The 20,682-nt window shown below is 61.6% G+C and carries 17 protein-coding genes; 15 read left to right on the plus strand and 2 right to left on the minus strand.

Translation table 11 applies throughout. The features are described 5' to 3' along the window. From AC54T3_RS15385 to AC54T3_RS15395, 3 genes are all read left to right on the plus strand, one after another. The coding region (locus AC54T3_RS15385; RefSeq protein ID WP_496626139.1) for a hypothetical protein at positions 1-192 on the plus strand (192 nt) is incomplete at its 5' end. Positions 193-273: 81 nt separating this feature from the next. Continuing rightward, entirely contained in the window at positions 274-975 is a 702-nt protein-coding gene (locus tag AC54T3_RS15390; RefSeq protein ID WP_496626141.1) for a DUF928 domain-containing protein, read from the plus strand. Between the two features lie 97 nt (positions 976-1,072). Further along, complete coding sequence (locus AC54T3_RS15395) at positions 1,073-3,529, plus strand: EAL domain-containing protein (RefSeq protein WP_496626143.1); 2,457 nt, start codon at positions 1,073-1,075, stop codon at positions 3,527-3,529. A gap of 7 nt (positions 3,530-3,536) precedes the next feature. On the opposite strand, the gene AC54T3_RS15400 is transcribed toward AC54T3_RS15395, so the two are convergent. Next, on the minus strand, positions 3,537-4,394 hold the full coding sequence (locus AC54T3_RS15400; protein WP_496626144.1) for an NAD(+)--dinitrogen-reductase ADP-D-ribosyltransferase: 858 nt from the start codon (positions 4,392-4,394) through the stop codon (positions 3,537-3,539). A gap of 288 nt (positions 4,395-4,682) precedes the next feature. Between AC54T3_RS15400 and nifH the strand changes: the two genes are divergently transcribed. The 9 genes from nifH to nifS all read left to right on the plus strand — a co-directional run bounded on the left by nifH (position 4,683) and on the right by nifS (position 13,212). Continuing rightward, positions 4,683-5,567 (plus strand): nitrogenase iron protein, encoded by an 885-nt coding sequence (gene nifH, locus AC54T3_RS15405; protein ID WP_496626146.1) that lies wholly within the window; start codon positions 4,683-4,685, stop codon positions 5,565-5,567. Positions 5,568-5,704: 137 nt separating this feature from the next. Beyond that, the gene (gene nifD, locus AC54T3_RS15410; RefSeq protein WP_496626147.1) at positions 5,705-7,192 is read left to right on the plus strand and encodes a nitrogenase molybdenum-iron protein alpha chain; all 1,488 of its coding nucleotides are present in this window, start codon (positions 5,705-5,707) and stop codon (positions 7,190-7,192) included. Positions 7,193-7,256: 64 nt separating this feature from the next. Beyond that, positions 7,257-8,828, plus strand: coding sequence for a nitrogenase molybdenum-iron protein subunit beta (nifK, locus tag AC54T3_RS15415; RefSeq protein ID WP_496626149.1), 1,572 nt, complete (start codon positions 7,257-7,259; stop codon positions 8,826-8,828). A 78-nt stretch (positions 8,829-8,906) separates the two neighbouring features. Then, on the plus strand, positions 8,907-9,125 hold the full coding sequence (nifT, locus tag AC54T3_RS15420; RefSeq protein WP_496626150.1) for a putative nitrogen fixation protein NifT: 219 nt from the start codon (positions 8,907-8,909) through the stop codon (positions 9,123-9,125). Between the two features lie 93 nt (positions 9,126-9,218). Continuing rightward, entirely contained in the window at positions 9,219-9,407 is a 189-nt protein-coding gene (locus tag AC54T3_RS15425; protein WP_496626152.1) for a DUF362 domain-containing protein, read from the plus strand. Positions 9,408-9,590: 183 nt separating this feature from the next. After that, positions 9,591-10,304, plus strand: coding sequence for a dinitrogenase iron-molybdenum cofactor biosynthesis protein (locus tag AC54T3_RS15430; RefSeq protein WP_496626154.1), 714 nt, complete (start codon positions 9,591-9,593; stop codon positions 10,302-10,304). Next, the gene (locus AC54T3_RS15435; protein ID WP_496626156.1) at positions 10,301-10,651 is read left to right on the plus strand and encodes a DUF6129 family protein; all 351 of its coding nucleotides are present in this window, start codon (positions 10,301-10,303) and stop codon (positions 10,649-10,651) included. The genes AC54T3_RS15430 and AC54T3_RS15435 overlap by 4 nt, the downstream gene beginning before the upstream one ends. Positions 10,652-10,940: 289 nt before the next feature. Further along, positions 10,941-11,936: a Fe-S cluster assembly protein NifU gene (gene nifU / locus AC54T3_RS15440; RefSeq protein ID WP_496626157.1), complete on the plus strand. Its 996-nt coding sequence runs from the start codon at positions 10,941-10,943 to the stop codon at positions 11,934-11,936. A gap of 40 nt (positions 11,937-11,976) precedes the next feature. Beyond that, complete coding sequence (gene nifS, locus AC54T3_RS15445) at positions 11,977-13,212, plus strand: cysteine desulfurase NifS (RefSeq protein ID WP_496626159.1); 1,236 nt, start codon at positions 11,977-11,979, stop codon at positions 13,210-13,212. A 33-nt stretch (positions 13,213-13,245) separates the two neighbouring features. On the opposite strand, the gene mgtE is transcribed toward nifS, so the two are convergent. Then, positions 13,246-14,688 carry a magnesium transporter gene (mgtE, locus tag AC54T3_RS15450; protein ID WP_496626161.1) on the minus strand — a complete coding sequence of 481 codons (1,443 nt, stop codon included), beginning with the start codon at positions 14,686-14,688 and terminating at the stop codon, positions 13,246-13,248. A gap of 230 nt (positions 14,689-14,918) precedes the next feature. Between mgtE and AC54T3_RS15455 the strand changes: the two genes are divergently transcribed. The 3 genes from AC54T3_RS15455 (at position 14,919) to AC54T3_RS15465 (ending at position 20,675) form a co-directional block, all read left to right on the plus strand. Beyond that, positions 14,919-15,290 (plus strand): STAS domain-containing protein, encoded by a 372-nt coding sequence (locus AC54T3_RS15455; RefSeq protein WP_496626163.1) that lies wholly within the window; start codon positions 14,919-14,921, stop codon positions 15,288-15,290. A 478-nt stretch (positions 15,291-15,768) separates the two neighbouring features. Next, positions 15,769-18,894 (plus strand): hybrid sensor histidine kinase/response regulator, encoded by a 3,126-nt coding sequence (locus AC54T3_RS15460; RefSeq protein WP_496626165.1) that lies wholly within the window; start codon positions 15,769-15,771, stop codon positions 18,892-18,894. Positions 18,895-18,962: 68 nt separating this feature from the next. After that, positions 18,963-20,675: a methyl-accepting chemotaxis protein gene (locus AC54T3_RS15465; RefSeq protein WP_496626167.1), complete on the plus strand. Its 1,713-nt coding sequence runs from the start codon at positions 18,963-18,965 to the stop codon at positions 20,673-20,675. Positions 20,676-20,682 lie beyond the last annotated feature (7 nt).

The raw sequence follows: 20,682 nt of genomic DNA on the forward strand, positions 1-20,682 counted from the left end.
CAATTGACCGCAAGCGAACCATCCGGGCATGGTCATCTCGTCGCCGTCTTGTCGAACCGACCTTTGTCCGCCGAAGATGTCGTGCTTGCGTCAACACAACAGCACGTCGATGCAAAACTACGCTGGACCGACTCGGCTCAGCCCCCAGAGGACTATTCGATCACAACGGCCTCATACGTCATCGTGCCCTGACAACCCTTCAATGGTCGTAACCTGTGGCCGCCCTAGCCAACCATCCACCCCATGCATTGGTTTTAGAGAGGATCATGAGCGATGAACAAGACTCGGTTTCTACAGTTAGCCACGTTGCTGTCCTTTCTGGCTTGCGGGCTCCCGGTGCTGGCCGAGAACTTGGCCGGGGAAAGGCCGCTCTATGTGCCGCCAGACGTTGACGGCAAACCAGATCGTCTGGTCGGGGGTGCCTCGCGTTCTAGTGCCGCCATCCCTCGGCTCAGCGTGCTGTCGCCGCCGACCATGGGATTAACCAGTCGTTCACAACCCGTGCTCTATTGGTCGGTGCCTCAGGCTATCGAAACGCCAGTCAAGATCGTCATTGTCGGTTTTATGGACCGAGTCAATAATCGGCCTCCGCTCTTGGAGATCGAATTGCCACAAGTCCGTGCCGGCACTCACCGGCTCGCGCTGGAAGACCACCAGGTCGCCTTGCAGCCTGGCACAAAATACGACTGGACTCTTCGATTCGACTGGATTCCACCAGAAGACCGCAATGCCCAAGGCAGCGCACAGCCACATCCGGTGATGAGTCGGGCGACGCTATTTTACAAACCAGCCCCACCTGATTTAGCCGCACAGGTCAGTCAAGCCGAGCCCGAGGCACTGCCTGCAATCTATGCGCAAGCGTCTTACTGGTACGATAGCCTTGCTGCACTGGAAGCACTGCTGGAGCAACATCCCGAGGATCCGCGCTATCTTGAATGGCGATCGGCGTTATTGAAGCAAGTCGCATTGGAATAATCGAAGCTCCATGCGTCACTCCCGACCAGTGCAAACGCGACGTTGGTGGTGCCGCTATGTAGCACCCCATGGGCCCGCGATTCTAGCGGCCTTGAGCTTGTTCGCGATCCTGTTCGCGGTCCAGCAGTCGGGGTGGTTGCAGCCGTTGGAGCTGGCCACCTTCGACTACCTGCTTGCCGAGCAAGAGCCGGCACCTCCGCACCCAAAGATCCTAGTGGTCGGTATCGAGGAAGCCGATATCCAAGCCCTGCGCCAATGGCCTCTCAAGGACGCGCTACTGGCGCGCGCCATTAAGCATCTGCTCGAGCACGATGCCGCCATGGTCGGGCTGGATATCTATCGCGATTTCCCACAGGAACCAGGACACGCGGAACTCCTTGCGGCACTCGATGATCCGCGCGTGATCGCCGTGTCCAAGCTAGGTGTGGATGAATCCAGCAGTCAAATCCCGGCCACGCCGGGTGTGCCGCAGGCTCGACTGGGATTTATTGACTTTGTGCTGGATCCCGACGGAGTCGTGCGCCGTGGACTGCTCTTTGCGAAGCAACACCAACAGGTCGAAACCGCCCTGTCCATGCAGTTGGCCTTGCACGCTCTTCATCAGCAGGGCGTGACCCCCTACAACCCTGAGGATAAACCCGGCTTTGTGCTCGGAAAAAGTCATTTTCGACCGTTGGAAACCCACAGCGGAGGATATCGTGACATCAACGCCAACGGTTTTCAAATCCTACTGAGCTACCGTCGACACCCACTGCCAGCGGAACTGGTCAGCTTTACGGATCTATTGGAGGACCGGATCGATTCCGAGAAGATTCGCGGGCGCATTGTGCTTATCGGTACCACCGCCGAAAGCATCAAGGACTCGCATTTGACCCCCTCTAGTCGCTTAGCTAAGACGTATGTGCAAACGCCGGGCGTGTTGATTCATGCGCATCTTCTTGGTCAGATTCTTGATGCCGCCGAGACCAAGCACGAATGGCAATTCATGCCGCAATGGGGAGAAACACTCTGGACGGCTTTTTGGTGCCTAGTCGGTGCGCTCGCGGCATGGGGAATTCGGCGCCCGCTATTGTTGCAGGTGACGGCCTTGGGTGCTTTAGGAGCGCTCATCGGTGTGCATTTTTATGTGTTTCATCATAATAGCTTCTGGATTCCATTGTGGAGCGCCGTACTAGCATTACTGGCAGGCGGTCTGAGCGTTCTTGGGGGCCGTTTCGCTTACCAAACCCTGCACGACCCTCTCACCGGTCTGCCTAACCGCGTTAATCTGGCTCAACGACTGCGCTCCTTGCGTCGGCGCCCGTCTCGCCAGCATGTCGCCCTGATCCTGGTCGAACTCAAGCGTTACAACTTGATCAACGCCGTGCTTGGTCCCCAATGTGGCGACACCTTACTGGTGGAAACCGCGCGTCGATTGCGCGAAATCGCCGATGAATACGGGCGCGTTAGCTGGAACCGCTGGTGCGGGGATCTGCTCCCCGTTCGCACGGGTGGGGCTCAGTTCGCCCTGCTCATGTCGCGCGAGACCGTTCGGGACTCCGTTGAAGAGATCGCCCAAGTCCTTCAGAAACGGTGCTCCGAACCGTTAATGCTCGCTGGCGAAGAGGGTTTCCCGACCGCGAGTGTAGGCGTCGCATTAAGCAATGAGTCCTCTCGACGGAACTTGTTGCAAGACGCCCATGCCGCTCTCAGTCACGCCAGCGCCTTGGGAAAGCTTGTGGAGATTGTGGATGGTAAAATCGAGGCCGAGGAAATTGAATCGTTTCAAACCGAACGCGAGCTTCATTCCGTTGTTCGTAAAAGCAACGGCGCCTTGCCTCATCTGCCCGAATTTAAGGTGTACTATCAGCCCATCGTGACACTCAAAACGGGTCGCATAAGCGGATTTGAGGCACTAGTGCGCTGGCAGCATCCGAAAAAGGGGTTGGTATTACCGATCGAATTCGTACCCGTCGCGGAAAGCAGTGGCATGATTGTCACTATCGGCAACTGGGTATTGCTGGAAGCTTGTCGCCAAATGCAAGCCTGGCGGGCCGAGTTCTCCGACCTGCTCATCAGTGTCAACCTGGCAGCGCCCCAACTCATCCATCCACAGACGTTGAATTACCTCGAAACGGTTTTAAAAGTTACCAATCTTCCTCCCGCAGCCTTGAAGCTAGAAATCACCGAGAGCGCCACGATTAACCATCTCGAGACCGCGCTGAATGTGCTCAGCGTCAGTCGCTCATTGGGTGTCAATATAGCGATTGACGATTTTGGTACAGGTTATTCTTCGTTGGCGTATTTGTCGAAATTCCCTGTCGATATCCTGAAAATTGATATGGCCTTTGTTCGCAACATGGACGCGAGCACCCTTGACTCCAGCATTCTGCGCTCAATTGCCAGTCTAGCCAAAGACATAGGCCTGAAAATTATTGCCGAGGGCATCGAAACGCCCCGGCACCTGGAGATACTGCGTGAATTACAGTGCGACTATGGCCAGGGTTATTTATTTGGTAAGCCACAAACGGCTTCCGAGGCGGAAGTACTCTTACGATCCCAGCCGGTCTGGTAGATGAGTGTCACAAACAACTCATCACCACCTCATACACCCCGCCAATCACTACTAACTCATCCTCCCCCTTGAGCATCCCTGGCAGCAGGCTGTTGTAGAAGAACACCTTCGGCAGCGGTACCTGTGTCTCAAGGATGTAGTCTCCGAACTCGCAAGCCCGCTCGCGGTTGCTGGTGAAGCTGTTGAGGTTGTTCAGCAAGACGCGACGCGGCTCACCGTTGAATCCAAGCCTCGCGCCTGCCGGCCGCTCCTCGATCTCATCAAACAGATCATGCTCGCCGATGCGGTTGATGCCCCGGTACAGCGTCAGATGGGTCTCTTCGGGATGCTGGCGCACCAGTTCGTACTGGCAATAGGTATAGAGCAGGTCGAGCTGCGCCTCGAGGGCATTGGTAGCGTAGAGGCCCTGGGCGCCCTGCGCCAAGTAGCGATGATAGGCGTCATCATCGCCACCGTTGAGCGGGCCGCCATGATGGCGCGCGAGGAGCCCGAAGCGCGTCTCGACCCAATGCTTGAGCACAGCCCCCTCGCGCCCATCGGCGTCGAACGACCAGCCGCGCACCATGCGCAGATAGTTGGCGTTGCGCCGATATTTCTTGACCCGCTCCGCAGCGAGGCCCGCAGCCTCCAGATCATCCAGACAGAAGTGCGCGGCCATGTAGTCGACGAAGCGCTCGGCGCGCTCGCGCGATTGCTCGATCGGCGCTAGGAGCTGGAACAGATCTTGATGAAAGGCACGGATGCCATCGATCTCGAGCGCGACCGGATGCGCCTGATAGGTCAGCCCGCCCAGGATGACCGCTGGCAGATTGCAACGATTGATGGGCAGACGCGCACCCGCCGGCAAGGAGGGCGGAGGGCTCAACGACTGCTGATGCCGATATTGATGCTGGGACTGGGGCTGATGTTGTGGCTGGGACCGAGGTTGAGACTGGGGCATGTCGGGGTTGGAACGTCGGCTGTCGGTAGACACACAAAGGCGGCGGCCTTGTTATCTATGCTACCAAGATGAAAAACGGCTGGACGCACCAAGTTCTCCTTATTTTTCAAATCACTAAAGAATTTTAGATAGCCTGGCACAGACTGTGCTTAATCCCCGGTGAACGAACCTTCTGTTCATCAGCCCGACAGGGCATCCAACCGGGAGAATCTCATGGCAATGCGTCAATGCGCCATCTACGGCAAAGGCGGAATCGGCAAGTCCACCACTACTCAAAACCTCGTCGCCGGCCTCGCTGAACTCGGCAAAAAGGTCATGATTGTCGGCTGCGACCCGAAGGCCGACTCGACCCGTTTGATCCTGCACGCCAAGGCACAGGACACCATTATGCACCTCGCCGCTGAAGCCGGCTCGGTGGAAGACCTGGAACTCGATGACGTGCTCCAAGCCGGCTATGCCGGCATCAAGTGCGTCGAGTCCGGTGGCCCGGAGCCTGGCGTTGGCTGCGCCGGTCGCGGCGTCATCACGGCGATCAACTTCCTTGAAGAGGAAGGCGCCTATGAAGAAGACCTCGACTTCGTCTTCTACGACGTGCTCGGCGACGTGGTCTGCGGCGGCTTCGCAATGCCGATCCGCGAGAACAAGGCGCAAGAGATCTACATCGTCGTCTCCGGCGAGATGATGGCCATGTTCGCGGCCAACAATATCGCCAAGGGCATCGTCAAATACGCCAGCTCGGGCTCGGTGCGTCTGGCCGGCCTGATCTGCAACAGCCGCAACACCGCGCGCGAAGACGAGCTGATCATGGAGCTGGCCCGTCAGTTGGGCACCCAGATGATCCACTTCGTACCGCGCGACAACGTTGTTCAGCGCGCCGAGATCCGCCGCATGACGGTCATCGAGTACGACCCAAGCTCGAAACAGGCTGGTGAGTACCGGCAGCTCGCACAAAAGATGATCGACAACACCAATTTCGTGATCCCGACGCCGATCAGCATGGATCAGCTCGAAGATCTGCTGATGGACTTCGGCCTCATGGAAGGCGAGGACGAGAGCATCATCGGTAAGACCGCCTCTGAAGAGGCCGTCGCCGCCTAAACCAGGCCGCGCGCTCGACCCGATTCCCTGGTCCCTCCCCTGCTCCTCGACGGAGCGGTGCCGAGGGGCTCTCATTCGATTCTTCAACGCGCGTCGGTCCGCAGATTGGCGGCGGCGCCGATGAGAGGAACGCCTAAATGGCAACAATGACACGTGACGAGACCCAAGCCCTGATCCAAGAGGTGCTCGAGGTCTACCCCGAGAAGGCGAAGAAAGACCGCGCCAAGCATTTGGCCGTCAATGATCAGTCGATCGAACAGTCGAAGCAGTGCATCACCTCCAACCGCAAGTCCCAGCCCGGCGTGATGACCATCCGCGGCTGTGCCTATGCCGGTTCCAGGGGCGTGGTCTGGGGTCCGATCAAGGACATGGTGCACATCTCCCATGGCCCGGTCGGCTGCGGCCAGTACACACGTGCCGGTCGTCGCAATTACTACACCGGCATGACCGGCGTGAACACCTTCGGCACCATGAACTTCACCTCGGATTTCCAGGAGAAGGACATCGTCTTCGGCGGCGACAAGAAGCTGGCCAAGATCGTCGATGAGATCGAACAGTTGTTCCCGCTCGTCAAGGGCATCTCGGTGCAGTCGGAGTGTCCGATCGGTCTGATCGGCGATGACATCGAATCGGTCGCGAAGCAGAAGACCAAGGAGCTGAACAAGCCGGTCATTCCGGTGCGCTGCGAAGGCTTCCGCGGCGTCTCGCAATCGCTCGGCCATCACATCGCCAACGACGCGATCCGCGATCACGTCGTGCACAACCGCGACAATGACGACAGCTTCGAGACCACGCCTTACGATGTCGCCATCATCGGCGACTACAACATCGGCGGTGATGCCTGGTCCTCGCGCATCCTGCTCGAGGAGATGGGGTTGCGGGTGGTCGCGCAATGGTCCGGCGACGGCAGCCTCTCGGAGATGGAGCTGACCCCAAAGGTCAAGCTCAACCTCATCCACTGCTATCGCTCGATGAACTACATCAGCCGCCACATGGAAGAGCGCTACGGTGTGCCCTGGATGGAATACAACCTGTTCGGGCCAACCAAGATCGCCGAGTCGCTACGCAAGATCGCCGAGTTCTTCGACGAGACCATCCAGGCCAATGCCGAGAAGGTCATCGCCAAGTACCAGGCCGAGTACGACGCTGTCATCGCCAAGTACCGCCCGCGCCTGGAAGGCAAGCGGGTGATGCTCTACGTCGGCGGTCTGCGCCCGCGCCACATCATCGGCGCCTATGAGGATTTGGGGATGGAGGTCGTCGGCACCGGCTACGAGTTCGCCCATAACGATGACTACGATCGCACCCTCAAGGAAATGGGCGATTCGACCCTGCTCTACGACGACGTCACCGGCTATGAACTCGAGAAGTTCACCGAGGCGCTGAAGCCTGACCTGGTCGGCTCCGGGGTCAAGGAGAAGTACATCTTCCAGAAGATGGGCATCCCCTTCCGGCAGATGCACTCCTGGGATTACTCGGGTCCGTATCACGGCTACGACGGCTTCGCCATCTTCGCCCGCGATATGGATATGACGATCAACAACCCCTGCTGGAACAGCATGCGGGCGCCCTGGCTGAAGCCCGCCGAGGGCGAAAGCGAGGCCCCGATAGCCGCGAGCGCTTGATTCTCTCTATCCCGTTTTCACTCGCCGTCTGTCCGCAGATAAGCGGCGCGGCAGGAGCACTCCCATGACCCAGACCGTCGACAAGATCAAGCCCGGCTACCCGTTGTTCCTCAATGAGGACTACCAGGCCAGCATCAGCAACAAGCGCGAGCTTTCCGAAGAGCGCGTCGATCAGGCCAAGCTCGATGAGGTCTTTGAATGGACCACGACCAAGGAATATCAGGAACTCAACTTCGCCCGTGAGTCCCTGACCATCAACCCGGCCAAGGCCTGCCAGCCGCTCGGCGCTGTGCTCTGCGCGCTCGGCTTCGAGAAGACCTTGCCCTATGTGCATGGCTCCCAGGGCTGTGTTGCCTACTTCCGCACCTACTTCAACCGTCACTTCAAGGAGCCGATCGCCTGTGTGTCGGACTCGATGACCGAGGACGCGGCGGTGTTTGGCGGCCAGAAGAACATGTACGACGGCCTCGAGAACGCCAAGGCCCTGTACAAGCCGGAGATGATCGCGGTCTCCACCACCTGCATGGCCGAGGTCATCGGTGACGACCTCAACGCCTTCATCGGCAATGCCAAGAAAGAAGGCCACATCCCGGCCGAGTTCCCGACCCCGTTCGCGCACACCCCGAGCTTTGTCGGCAGCCACACCACCGGCTGGGACAACATGTTCGAAGGCACCATCCGCTACTTCACCATCAACCAGATGGAGGGCAAGGAAGTCGGCAGCAACGGCAAGATCAACATCGTGCCGGGCTTCGAGACCTATCTCGGCAACTTCCGTGTCATGCACCGGATGATGCAGGAGATGGGGGTCGATTATTCCCTGCTCAGCGATCCGACCGAGGTGCTGGACACGCCCGCCGATGGCGAATACCGGATGTACGAGGGCGGGACCAAGATCGACGAGATCAAGGACGCCCCGAACGCGATCGACACCCTGTTGCTGCAGCCCTGGCAGTTGCCGAAGACCAAGAAATACATCGACACCGTCTGGCATCAGCCGGCCTCCAAGATCGACATCCCGATGGGTCTGGAGTGGACCGATGACTTCCTGATGAAGGTCTCGGAACTCACCGGCAAGGAGATCCCGGCCTCGTTGGCCAAGGAGCGCGGCCGCTTGGTCGACATGATGACCGACAGCCATCAGTGGCTGCACGGCAAGAGCTTCGCGCTCTATGGCGATGCCGACTTCGTCATGGGCCTGACCAAGTTCCTGCTCGAGCTTGGCGCCGAACCGAAACACATTCTCTGCCATCATGCCAACAAGCGTTGGAAGAAGACGGTAGAGGCGATACTGGCCGACTCGCCCTATGGTCAAAACTCGACCGTCTACATGAGCAAGGACCTCTGGCACCTGCGCTCGCTGTGCTTCACCGACAAGCCAGACTTCCTGATCGGCAACAGCTACGGCAAGTTCATCCAGCGCGACACCCTGCATAAGGGCAAGGCGCACGAGGTGCCGTTGATCCGGATCGGCTTCCCGATCTTCGACCGCCATCACCTGCACCGGATGACCACCTGGGGCTATGAGGGCGCGATGTACATGCTGACCACGCTGGTCAACGCCGTGCTCGAGCAGTTGGACAAAGAAACCACCGAGATGGGCGTCACCGACTTCGGTTACGACCTGGTCCGCTAGCCGCAGTCAATGACCGACCCCATGGAGCCGCACCTCGGGCTCCCGGGGTCGGCCATCGCATGAGACACGAGACACACCATGCCTAATGTGATGATCCGAAGAAACGACAGCGGTGGACTGCTGTTCTACGTCGCCAAAAAAGACATGGAAGAGACCATCGCCAGCGTCGAGACCGATACCAGTGACGCCTGGGGCGGCGCCGTCGAACTCACCGACGGCTCGCGCTGGTACATCGACCCGGTCAGCCCACCGCCGAGCTTTCCGACCACCCTGCGCTTCAAACGCGCCGAGAGCTAAGCGACTGACGCACATCAGCAATTCCGTTAGTGCGCGACGCGCGCTCCACCTCGGGCGCCTCGGCAACCACCATTCCTCATCCGGAGGTACCTCATGGCCTTTCAAATCATCCGCGACCTCTGCACCGCCTGCGGCGACTGCGAGTCGGTCTGCCCAACCGACAGCATCACCCCATTCAAAGGCACCTACAAGATCGACGCCAGCACCTGCACCGAGTGCGACGACGCCGACCCGCAGTGCCTCGACGCCTGCATGGAAGACGACTGCATCGTCCCCGCCTAAGACACGGGAGCAGAGGCTGTCGGGTGGCGCCCGCCGGGGGTGTGCGCAGCAAGGATGCTGCGCTCGCGCCTCCAAGGACGGATGACGGATTCACGGCGTCCCCCGGCGGACGCTACCCGGCAGCCTCTGCCTGCACCCAGCCCACAGTCTCAGCGACCACTGACGCCAAAAAAGGAGCCACCGATGACCCCACCGACCTTATCCGAAGAGATCGCGCTACGCATCGGCCTCGCTGCCCGCGCGCTTCCGGACACCGACATCGCCCGACTCCTGCGCGTGCTCGCCGATGCCGTTGGCCTCCCGCCAACCGCCGCTAGCCTCGACGGACTCACCGTCAAGGCCCTCAAGCAAGCCGCCGATGGCGAACTCGCCGAGATCGACAGCGCCTCGCTCAAAGAGGCCCTCGCCCGCCTCAAAGGCCAAGGCGGCAGCGACATCGAGCCGGCACCCGAGCCCGAGCCCTACAACGACGGCGAACTGCCCAACTCGATCCGCGTCGCCTGCGCCTCCAACGGCGGCGAGCTGCTCGACGGCCACTTCGGCTCCTGCCAACGCTTCCTGGTCTATCAAGTCTCCGCCGACAGCTTCAAGCTCATCGACTGCCGCGATATTGACCCGACCGCCGGCGAGCTGCAAGACGACAAGAACAGCTATCGCGCCTCGCTGATCGCCGACTGCCAGGTGCTCTACGTCGCCTCGATCGGCGGCCCGGCCGCCGCCAAGGTGGTCAAGCGCGACATCCACCCGATCAAGCGTCCACAGATGGGCAACGCCCGCGAGCACATCGCCGAACTCTCGCGCACCCTCGCCGACAAGGCCCCGCCCTGGCTGGCGAAGATCATGGGTATGGACACCGAGGCACGAGTCCACTTCGAGCGCACGCCAGAAGAGGCTTGAAGCGGCATAAGGACGCTTGGCAACTGGAGGCGCTGCTCGCCGCAACGCCGCAAACGAGGGGGGCTATCCACGCCATGATCACCACGACCTTTCTCGACCAGATCGAGGCCATCATCGGCCGCGCTGGCCTTAGCAGCGATTCGGTCGCGGCACTGCGCGATGCCTTCCCAGACCATCACTTCACCCACTGTCTCGATGACGACATCAGTGCCGGCATCGAGCCCATGCGCGAATCCGACGGCTTCAACCTCTACCTGATCGACGCCAGCGAGCACTGCCTACGCTTCACCCGCGACCTCGACAGCGCCACCGGACTCGTCCTCGCCGAGGTCAGCGACGAGGATTGAGTTGATCCCACCGGATGACAACATCCTCAAGCACAGCGACCCGACTCTCGCCAAGGCTTAGGCTGCACTGCACACGTCCGCGCGTTGCGCAGGCGACAATCCCTCTGTCATAAGCCCGACATCGGCGTACCACCTCATCCTGAATATCCTTAATAATCAATACAGTAAGAGCTGATCCACGCTAGGCACGAGATTTGCTTAAAGATACAGCAATGCGGATTCTCAATCGCACCGCCCGGCGCCCGTTCAGCGCCAGCCGCCGCCTTCAACTCGAGCCTGGAGCCAGACCATGTGGGATTATTCAGACACCGTCAAAGAGCACTTCTTCAACCCGCGCAACGCCGGCGCCGTCGCTGAGCCCAATGCGATCGGCGAAGTCGGCTCCCTGTCCTGCGGCGATGCGCTGCGCCTGACCCTGAAGGTCGACCCGGAGAACGAAACCATCCTCGACGCCGGCTTCCAGACCTTCGGCTGCGGCTCGGCGATCGCCTCCAGCTCGGCGCTGACCGAACTCATCAAGGGCATGACGCTCGACCAGGCCCTCAAGGTCAGCAATCAAGACATCGCCGACTATCTCGACGGCCTGCCGCCGGAGAAGATGCACTGCTCGGTGATGGGCCGTGAGGCCTTGCAATCGGCGGTCGCCAACTATCGCGGCGAGGTCTGGAGCGACGATCACGCAGAAGGCGCCATGATCTGCAAATGCTTCGCCGTCGACGAGGTGCTGATCGAGGAGACCATCCGCGCCAACAACCTCAGCAGCGTCGAAGAAGTCACCCACTACACCAAGGCCGGCGGCGGCTGCTCGGCCTGTCATGAGGGCGTCGAAGAGGTGCTTGCGCGCGTACTCGCCGAGCAAGGGCGAAGCTTTCAGCCGTCGGCGCCGCCCGCTAAAGCCCCTGAGCGCAAGCGGGTTGCCGTTGGCATGCCGGTCATGTCAACGCGTTCGCAGACCTCTGCGCCCGCTCCCGCAGCCGCACTTGAGCCCGCTCCTGAGCACACCGCAGCGCCCCGCCCTAAGCTCAGCAACCTGGCCCGCATCCGCCGCATCGAGCAGACCATCGAAGCGATCCGCCCAAATCTGCAGCGCGACCACGGCGATGTCGAGCTGATCGACGTCGACGGCAAGAACGTGTTCGTGAAGATGGTCGGTGCCTGTTCCGGCTGCCAGCTCGCCTCGGTCACGCTCGAGGGGATTCAGGAGCGCATCTGCGAAGACCTCGGTGAGTTGGTCCGCGTGGTTCCAGCCCAGGCCATGGGCAGGGCAGCAGTTCAGCGCGCCTGAGCGGGGTAACCCAACAGCCAACACCATGAGCCCAACCAGCATGTCCAGCAAGCAAACCACCACCGGCATCTATCTCGACAACAACGCCACCACCATGGTCGCGCCCGAGGTGGTCGAGGCCATGCTGCCCTACTTCAGCGAGCAGTTCGGCAACGCCTCCTCGATGCACCAATTTGGCGACCGCGTCGGGCGCGCCATCAAGACCGCGCGCCAGCAGGTGCAGGCGCTGCTCGGCGCTGAACTCGACTCCGAGATCGTCTTCACCTCCTGCGGCACCGAATCCGATTCCACCGCAATTCTGTCGGCGATCAAGGCCCAGCCCGAGCGGCGCGAGATCATCACCACGGTGGTCGAACACCCGGCGGTCCTCAGCCTCTGCGAGTATCTCGAGAAGGACGGCTATACCGTCCACAGCCTCAAGGTCGATGGGCAGGGCCGGCTTGACCTCGCGCACTATCAATCCCTACTCAGCGATCAGGTCGCCATCGTCTCGGTGATGTGGGCCAACAACGAGACCGGCACCCTGTTTCCGGTCGAGCAGATGGCCGAGATGGCGCACGAGGCCGGCGTCATGTTCCACACCGACGCGGTCCAGGCCGTCGGCAAGCTGCCGATCGACCTCAAGACCACCGCGATCGACATGCTCTCGCTGTCCGGGCACAAGCTGCATGCACCCAAAGGCATCGGCGTGCTCTATCTGCGCCGGGGCACCCGCTTCCGCCCACTGCTACGCGGCGGTCATCAGGAGCGCGGCCGGCGCGCGGGCACCGAGAACAGTGCCGCGATCGTCGCCCTCGGCAAGGCCTGCGAGCTGGCCCAGGCCCACATCGACGACGAGCGCACCCGCGTCGCCGCGCTGCGTGACCAGCTCGAGCAAGGTATCCTCGAGACCGTACCAAACAGCTTCGTCACCGGCGACCCCAGCAACCGATTGCCCAATACCAGCAACATCGCCTTCGAGTTCATCGAGGGCGAGGCCATCCTGCTACTGCTCAACAAGCTCGGCATCGCCGCCTCCAGTGGTTCCGCCTGCACCTCGGGCTCGCTTGAGCCGAGCCATGTGATGCGCGCGATGGGCATCCCCTTCACCGCCGCCCATGGCACCACCCGCTTCTCGCTCTCGCGCTACACCACGGCGGAGGAGGTCGAGCGCGTCATCGAGGCCGTGCCGCCGGTGGTCGCGCAGTTACGCAAGCTCTCGCCGTACTGGGATCAGGACCGCCCGGCCACCGAGACACAGGGGCAGAGCGCCAGCTTCCAGCCGGCCTATGCCTGAAACGGAGGCGACGGCCACCATCCGGGCTCAGGATTACAGCAAAAACAGCGTCGCCAGACCGAGGAAGATGAAGAACCCGCCGGAATCGGTCAGGCCGGTGATCATCACCGAGCTGCCGAGCGCCGGATCGCGGCCTAGGCGTTGGCGTAGCAGCGGAATCACGACGCCGGCGGTGGCTGCCAAGAGCAGATTTAGCGTCATCGCCGCGACCATGACGATGCCGAGTTCGGGGTTGTCGTAGACCACCCCGGCGAGGACGCCAACCACACCGCCCCACACCACCCCATTGATCAGCGCCACGCCAAGCTCCTTGAGGATCAACCGGCGCCAGGCCGAGGGCTGCACCTGCCCCATGGCGATCGCGCGCACGATCATGGTGATGGTCTGATTACCGGCGTTGCCGCCGATGCCGGCAACGATCGGCATCAGCGCCGCCAGCGCCACCAGCTTCTCGATCGAGCCCTCGAACAGATCGATCACGCGCGAGGCGATAACCGCAGTGATCAGATTGATCGCCAGCCAGGCCCAGCGGTTCTTCACCGAGCGCAGCACTGGCGCGAAGATGTCTTCTTCTTCCTGCAGGCCAGCGTTGCCGAGGATCTCGGCCTCGTTCTCTTCCTGGATATAGTCGACCACATCGGACACGGTGAGACGGGCGATCAGGTGCCGGTCCTTATCGACCACTGGCACCGAGACTAGATCGTAGCGCTCGAAGGCGCTGGCCGCCTGGCGCGCCTCGTCCTCGGCGCGAAACAGGATCAAGCCGCTCGCCTGCATCACCTCGCCGACCTCGGTCTCGGGTTCGTTGATCAGCAACGCCTCCAGGGTGAGGATGCCGCGCAGGCGCTCGTCGCGGTCGACGACGAAGAGCTTGTCGGTGTGATCGGGCAGCGCCTCGAAGCGGCGCAGGTAGCGCGCGACGACTTCGAGCGTGACATCCTCGCGCACCTTGACCAGATCGAAGTCCATCAAGGCGCCGACCGTGTCCTCGGCATAGGACATGACCTCGCGCACCCGCGCCTGCTCGCGCTGATCGAGCGAGGCGAGGATGTCCAGAGCCAAATCCTCGGACAAATCCGGGATCAAGTCGGCGATTTCATCGGCATCCAAGCCCTCGGCCGCAGCCTTGATCTCGTCGCGGTCCATGGTTTCGAGCAGGCTCGGGCGCACCGCGTCCGAGACCTCGAGCAGGATATCGCCGTCCTTTTCCGCTCTAACCAAATCCCAGACGTAGAGGCGCTCGTCAAACGGCAGCGCCTCAAGGATATGGGCGATATCGGCCGGGTGCAGTCGGTCGAGCTTACGCTGCAGCCGCGTGAGGTTCTGGCGATGGGTGATGTTCTCGACGAGGCGCTGATGCGGCATGCGCTGGCGCCGCGTCAGCGCCTCGACCAACTGCTGTTTCGCCAGCAGCTGTTGCACCTCGCGCAGATGCCGCTGTAACGCGTCTTCATCGGGTCGAGGTAAAATAGGCATCGTTGTCGGTCTCCAACCGGTCTGAGCAGCGTCTATAAATGGCGAATGGCGACTAGGATACGCAGCATCAGCCTCGGCCGGCATGCGCATCTTCAGCCGCCTTAACAAGTCTTTACCGAAGCCTGGAAAGCCCAGGTGTAGTCTACAAATCAGCGCATCGGGGATGGCGCTCGACGCCCCCAGCGGCCGAATTCAAACAACACCTAAAGCAGCGATCCGGAGACATCATCATGACCACGCAACACACCCAGCTGCTACAAGAGTCCAACACTATCCGCGCCATCGTGCGGGAAGCGCTGACCGCGAGCACCGTCCCCAGCTTGCAGAGCCAGCTCAAGGACGCGCTGAAGCAGGATGTACGCGACATCGTCTTTGATTTCCAGCACGCGCGCTCCATCGACTCCACCGGCATTGGCCTGCTGCTTGCCACCAAGAACAGCCTCGCCGCGCAGCAAAACCATCTGCGCCTGATCAATGTTCCGAATGAGATGTTCAGCCTGTTCAAGAGCATGCGCCTGATTGACAGCCTCAACGTGGAAGCCCTGGGCAACAACGCCGAGAGCGATCTCGAGCAGGCCTTCGAGCGCGCCCAGACCGTTTGAGCAGGCGGCTTGATACAGACAGCTAGCTAGAACCATCCTGAGAGTCGCCCCAGGATCGGGGCGATCCTTCGCGGATGTCCCAACCCGCGTCAACCCTCTCCCATCCTGCCAGCCCGCGACCACGGGCGCGTGCCAATCACCGTGAATGAAGACGTACCGAGATCCGCGCGCATCCCCGTCCTCCCTGGCATCCCCGCCCCGGATACCCGTCCGCCGGTACCCGCAGCGCAACCTCCTCATCCATCCCCCATCCTCGCCTGTCTAGGTGAGATTCGACGGTCGTGCTCGCGCGCGAGTTCTTTGTCCAATCGGCCAATGGGGCCAGATTCACGGACCGTGCTTGCGCACGCGCAGGGTATTCAGCCAAGCAGAGGGTGTATCATGGCGGCCGCCCTACAACCTCGTCCACCAACACACCCACTGAGTGTTGTGCGCGGCTTGGTGAAAGCTGGAACAACCGATGATCGAGGCCTAATCGATGGATGAGCTGTTACAAGAGTTCGTCAATGATGCGCAGGAACATCTCGCCACCATTGAGCAAGACCTGCTCGCCATCGAGGACGAAGGGGCGAGCGCAGACAAGGAGCTGATCAACAAGGTTCTGCGCGCCGCGCACTCGATCAAGGGCGGCAGCGGCTTCTTCGGCTTGGTGCATGTCAAGGATCTGGCGCATGGGGCCGAGACCGTGCTGGACCTGATGCGCAGCGATAAGATGATCCCGAATGCCGAGGTCATCAATGTGTTGCTGGCGGCCTTCGACACCCTGCGCATCATGCTCGATGACCCCGAGAACAGCGTCCAAGTCGAGACCACGGAGCTGATGACGAGTCTCAGCGACCTGACGGCACCGCCCCGGGCCCCGACCCAGCCCCCGCAACACAAGACCACCCTGAGCGAGCACCGGACGTTCGACTCGCCGCTCGGTCCGCTGACCCTGTCGACGCTCGATGTCGAACGGGCCAAACGCGACCAGCACTGCATCTATCTGATCGAATGCGACCTGGTCGAGGACGTCGAACGCAAGGGCAAGGATATCTACACGCTGTTCGACAGCATCTCGGCGACGAGCGAACTGCTCGAATGCACAATCAATGAACAGGCCATCGGTACGCTCGAGGATGCCCTCCATGATCGCGTTCCGCTGCAACTGGTCATCGCGACGATGCTCGACAAGGAGCTGATCAGCACCCTGTTCCACGACCTCGAGCTGCAACGCATCCATCTGCTGCTCGACCCGAACGCCGAGGAGCAGGCAGCCTCCGCGCCGGCCGCTGCCGCAGCCAAGCCCGAATCCAAGCCCGCGCCTTCACCGTCCGCGCCCACTCCTGCGGCGACGGCCAAGGCGGAATCGGCCTCCGAATCCGCGCCCGCCTCGGCCGCCGCCGACGACACGCTCCGGGTCAGCGTGAAGTTGCTCGAGGATCTGATGAACCTGGCCGGAGAATTGGTGCTCAGCCGCAACCAGTTGCGCACCGCCGTGGCGATGGACGACCGCCACCTGCTCTCGAGCGTGGATCAGCGCATCAACCAGGTCACCGCCGAGCTGCAGGATGTCATCATGCAGACCCGGCTGCAGCCGATGGGCAATGTCTTTGCCCGCTTTCCGCGCGTGGTCAGGGATCTCTCGCGCTCGCTCGGCAAACAGGTCGATCTGCAGATCAACGGCAAGGAGGTCGCGCTCGACAAGACCCTCATCGAGGGCCTCTCCGACCCGCTCACGCACCTGGTGCGCAACGGTGTCGATCACGGCCTGGAGACCGAGTCGGAACGCCAGCAAAAGGGCAAGCCCACCACCGGGCAACTGCGCATCGAGGCACGCTACGAAGCCGGTCAAGCGATCGTGGAAATTGCCGATGACGGCAAAGGGCTAGATCCCGATGCGCTCGCCGCGTCCGCCGTGCGCAAGGGGCTGCTCGCCCAGGAGAGCGTGCAGGGCATGTCGGTGCCGGACAAACAGGCGCTGATCTTCATGCCCGGCTTCTCCACCGCCGAGCAGGTCACCGATGTCTCCGGGCGCGGTGTCGGCATGGATGTGGTGAAGACCAATCTCGACCGCCTCGGCGGCCAGATCGAGATCCACTCCGAGGTGGGCAAGGGCAGCACCTTTCGCATCAAGCTGCCGCTGACGCTGGCGATCATTCCCTCGCTGATCATCTCCGTCGAAAACGAGCGCTTCGCCATCCCCCAGGCCAATATCGAGGAGCTGTTACGTCTGCGCCCCGAGGAGGTCTCCAAGCAGTTGGAGATCGTCGGCAACAGCGAGGTCTTGCTGTTGCGCGATCGCGTGCTGCCGCTGATTCGCTTCACCGATGTGCTGGGCATCGTGCCGACCTATCAGGCACCCGACGGCGAGCGGCGCGAATTCGATCGGCGCGTGCGTCTCACCGATCGGCGTTCGATCAAGAGCCCACTCGATCCCAGCGACTCCGGGCACGAAAGCCGCTCGTCGGACACCGCGCACACCGATGAGGAGGTCGTGCCAAGGCGCGGTATCGAGCGCCGGCGCGCGGCGGCCTCGGCGGTGGAAATCGCCATCATCACCACCGGCACCCTCTCCTATGCCCTGGCCGTGGGCGCCTTCCACGATACCGAGGAGGTGGTGGTGAAACCGCTCGGGCGGCGCCTGAAGCACCTGCACGAGTACTCGGGCGCGACCATCCTCGGCGATGGCGCCGTCGCCCTCATCCTCGACATGGCCGGACTCTCGGCCAAGGCCGGCGTGGTCTCGGTCTCGGGCTCGCTGCGCGCCGCCGAGTTGGCCGCGCAGGCCGAGAAGCGCCGTCTCCAGGATGTGCATTGGCTGCTGCTGTTCCACAATACCCCGGACGAGCCCTGCGCGCTGCCGCTGGATACGGTGCAACGGATCGAACGCATCCAACCCGAGCAGGTGCGCTATTTTGGCAAACAACGGACCATGCAGTATCGTGGCGGCTCCTTACCGTTGGTCTCGATCGCCGATGTCACCGGCTCGGACAGCCTGGATAACGCCAGCAACCTGATCGTGCTGGTCTCGCGCGTGGCGGGCCGTGAGGTCGGCCTGCTCGGCACCCTGCCCGTCGATGTAGTGCAGAGCCAGGCCAGCATCGACCAACGCACCCACCGCCAGCCGGGAATCGCCGGCTCGACCATCTTCCGCGATCGCACCGTCTTCCTCGCCGACCTGCATGAATTGGTCACCACGCTCCACCCGGACTGGGACGACACCCCGGCCGACATCAAGCAGAGCCGCGCCGAGAGCAACGTCAGCATCCTCTTGGCCGAGGATTCGGATTTCTTCCGCGCGCAGGTGAAAAAATATCTCGAAGAGGACGGTTACAACGTGCTGGCTGCGCCCGACGGGGAAGCGGCCTGGTCGTTGCTGCTCGACAATCTTGATGCCGTGAGCATCGTGGTCACCGATATCGAAATGCCGCGCTTGAACGGCTTGGAGTTCGCCAAGCGGATTCGCAACGATGGTCGGACCTCATCGCTGCCGATCATCGCCGTGACCTCCTTGGCGGGCAGCGAGGATATCGCCCGCGGCAAGGCCGCCGGCATCGATCATTACCAAGTCAAGCTGGACCGAGAACAACTGCTGGGGCGCGTCAGACAGCTCAGCCACTGAACCCCTTCAGGTCTTACCGAATTCGTCCACCGATTCAACGATAGAGGCGGCTAATGAGCCTAAACAACTTGAGTATTAATGCCAAACTGCTGACCGGGTTTCTTGCTGTCGCGGCGATGACGATGATCGTCGGTGGTGTCGGCTTGTACGGCAAAAATAAAATTCGAGAGAATCTGAACTACGTCGTCGATGTCCGCATACCCGACCTGATAACACTCGGGATGCTGAACACCGAGCGCATGAACATCCGCGCCCAGACCCTGGATGTGTGGACCGAGGAAAACGCCGAGCATGAGGTGGCCCTCGAGTCCTATCGGCGCATCCAACAAGAACGCAACCAGAGCTGGGAGGTCGTCGATGCGGCCTGGGCGAAATTGCAGGAGACGCGGCGCTCGACCGAGCGCGCCCGTCGGCTGATGGATGAACTCAGGGACGCCTACCAGGTTTGGCGTCGACACTATGAGGATCTCGACCAACTCCTAGACGATTTCGTCAACAGTAACAGCGATTTGCGACGGGCCTCGCTCTACCGCCAGTATCGAACCGCAGTCGACCGCATGATCCCCGACTCCAATCGCATGGGCGCGCTGTTCGAGCAACTCACCGAGGCCGAGAACGAGTACTTCGATGAAACGTCCGAAGAATCGCTCGATCTCGCCAGCCAACTGGAAACGGTGATGCTGGTCGTCACCGTCATCGGCGTCCTGTTGGCGATCGCCCTGGGAATCCTGCTCAACCGCAATATCGCCGGCCCCCTGAAGGGCGTCTCGACCCTGTTGTCGAGCGTGGCCAAGGGGAATTACTCAGCGAACGTCGACTCCAAGACGGCCCGTCGCGGGGATGAGATCGGCACCCTGGCCAAGGCGACTGAGACTCTGATCAGCAATATGCGCCATGTCATTGCCGATCTCTCCCACAACGCGCAAACGGTCGCCTCCTCGGCTACCGAGCTGGCCACCGTCAGCACCCAATCCGCGCACAGCGTGCAAGAGATGTCGAGCCGCACCACGACCGTGGCCGCCGCCGCCGAGGAGGCCAGCGCCAACACCGCGTCCGTGGCCGCAGCGATGGAGCAGACGACCAACAGCCTGGCGTCGGTGGCGAGTGCGACCGAACAGATGAGCGCGACCATCGGCGAGATCGCAGCCAGTTCCGAGAAGGCACGCACGATCAGCGGCGATGCCGGCGCGCAAGCCAATGATGTCTCGCTGCTGATGCACCAGCTCGGTCAGGCCGCCCAGGAGATCGGGCAGGTCACCGAAACCATCACCGAGATCTCCTCGCAGACCAATCTGTTAGCCCTCAACGCCACCATCGAGGCGGCGCGCGCCGGCTCTGCGGGCAAGGGCTTCGCGGTGGTCGCCAACGAGATCAAGGAACTGGCCAAGCAGACCGCGACCGCGACCGAGGACATCAAGCTCAAGATCAGCAGCGTTCAGAACAGCGCCGGTGGCGTGATCACCGATATCGAGAAGATCACCGGCGTGATCGGCGAGGTCGGGCACCTCGTCTCCGGCATCGCCACGGCGATCGAGGAGCAGGCCGCCGTGACCCAGGATGTCGCCGGCAACATCGCCCAGGCTTCGGAAGGGGTGCGCGTGGCCAACGACCAGGTCGCCGAGATTTCAAGCGTCTCCGGATCCATCGCCCAGGATCTGGCCAGCGTGACCAACGCCACCAACGAGATCCGCGCCGGTGGCGAGCAGGTCAAGGAGAGTTCACAAGAACTCTCGCGCCTGGCCGAGCAACTGCAGAGCTTGGTCAAACAGTTCGTGGTCTGATCCACAC

It is taken from the genome of Halochromatium sp. NSM3 (assembly GCF_059621085.1).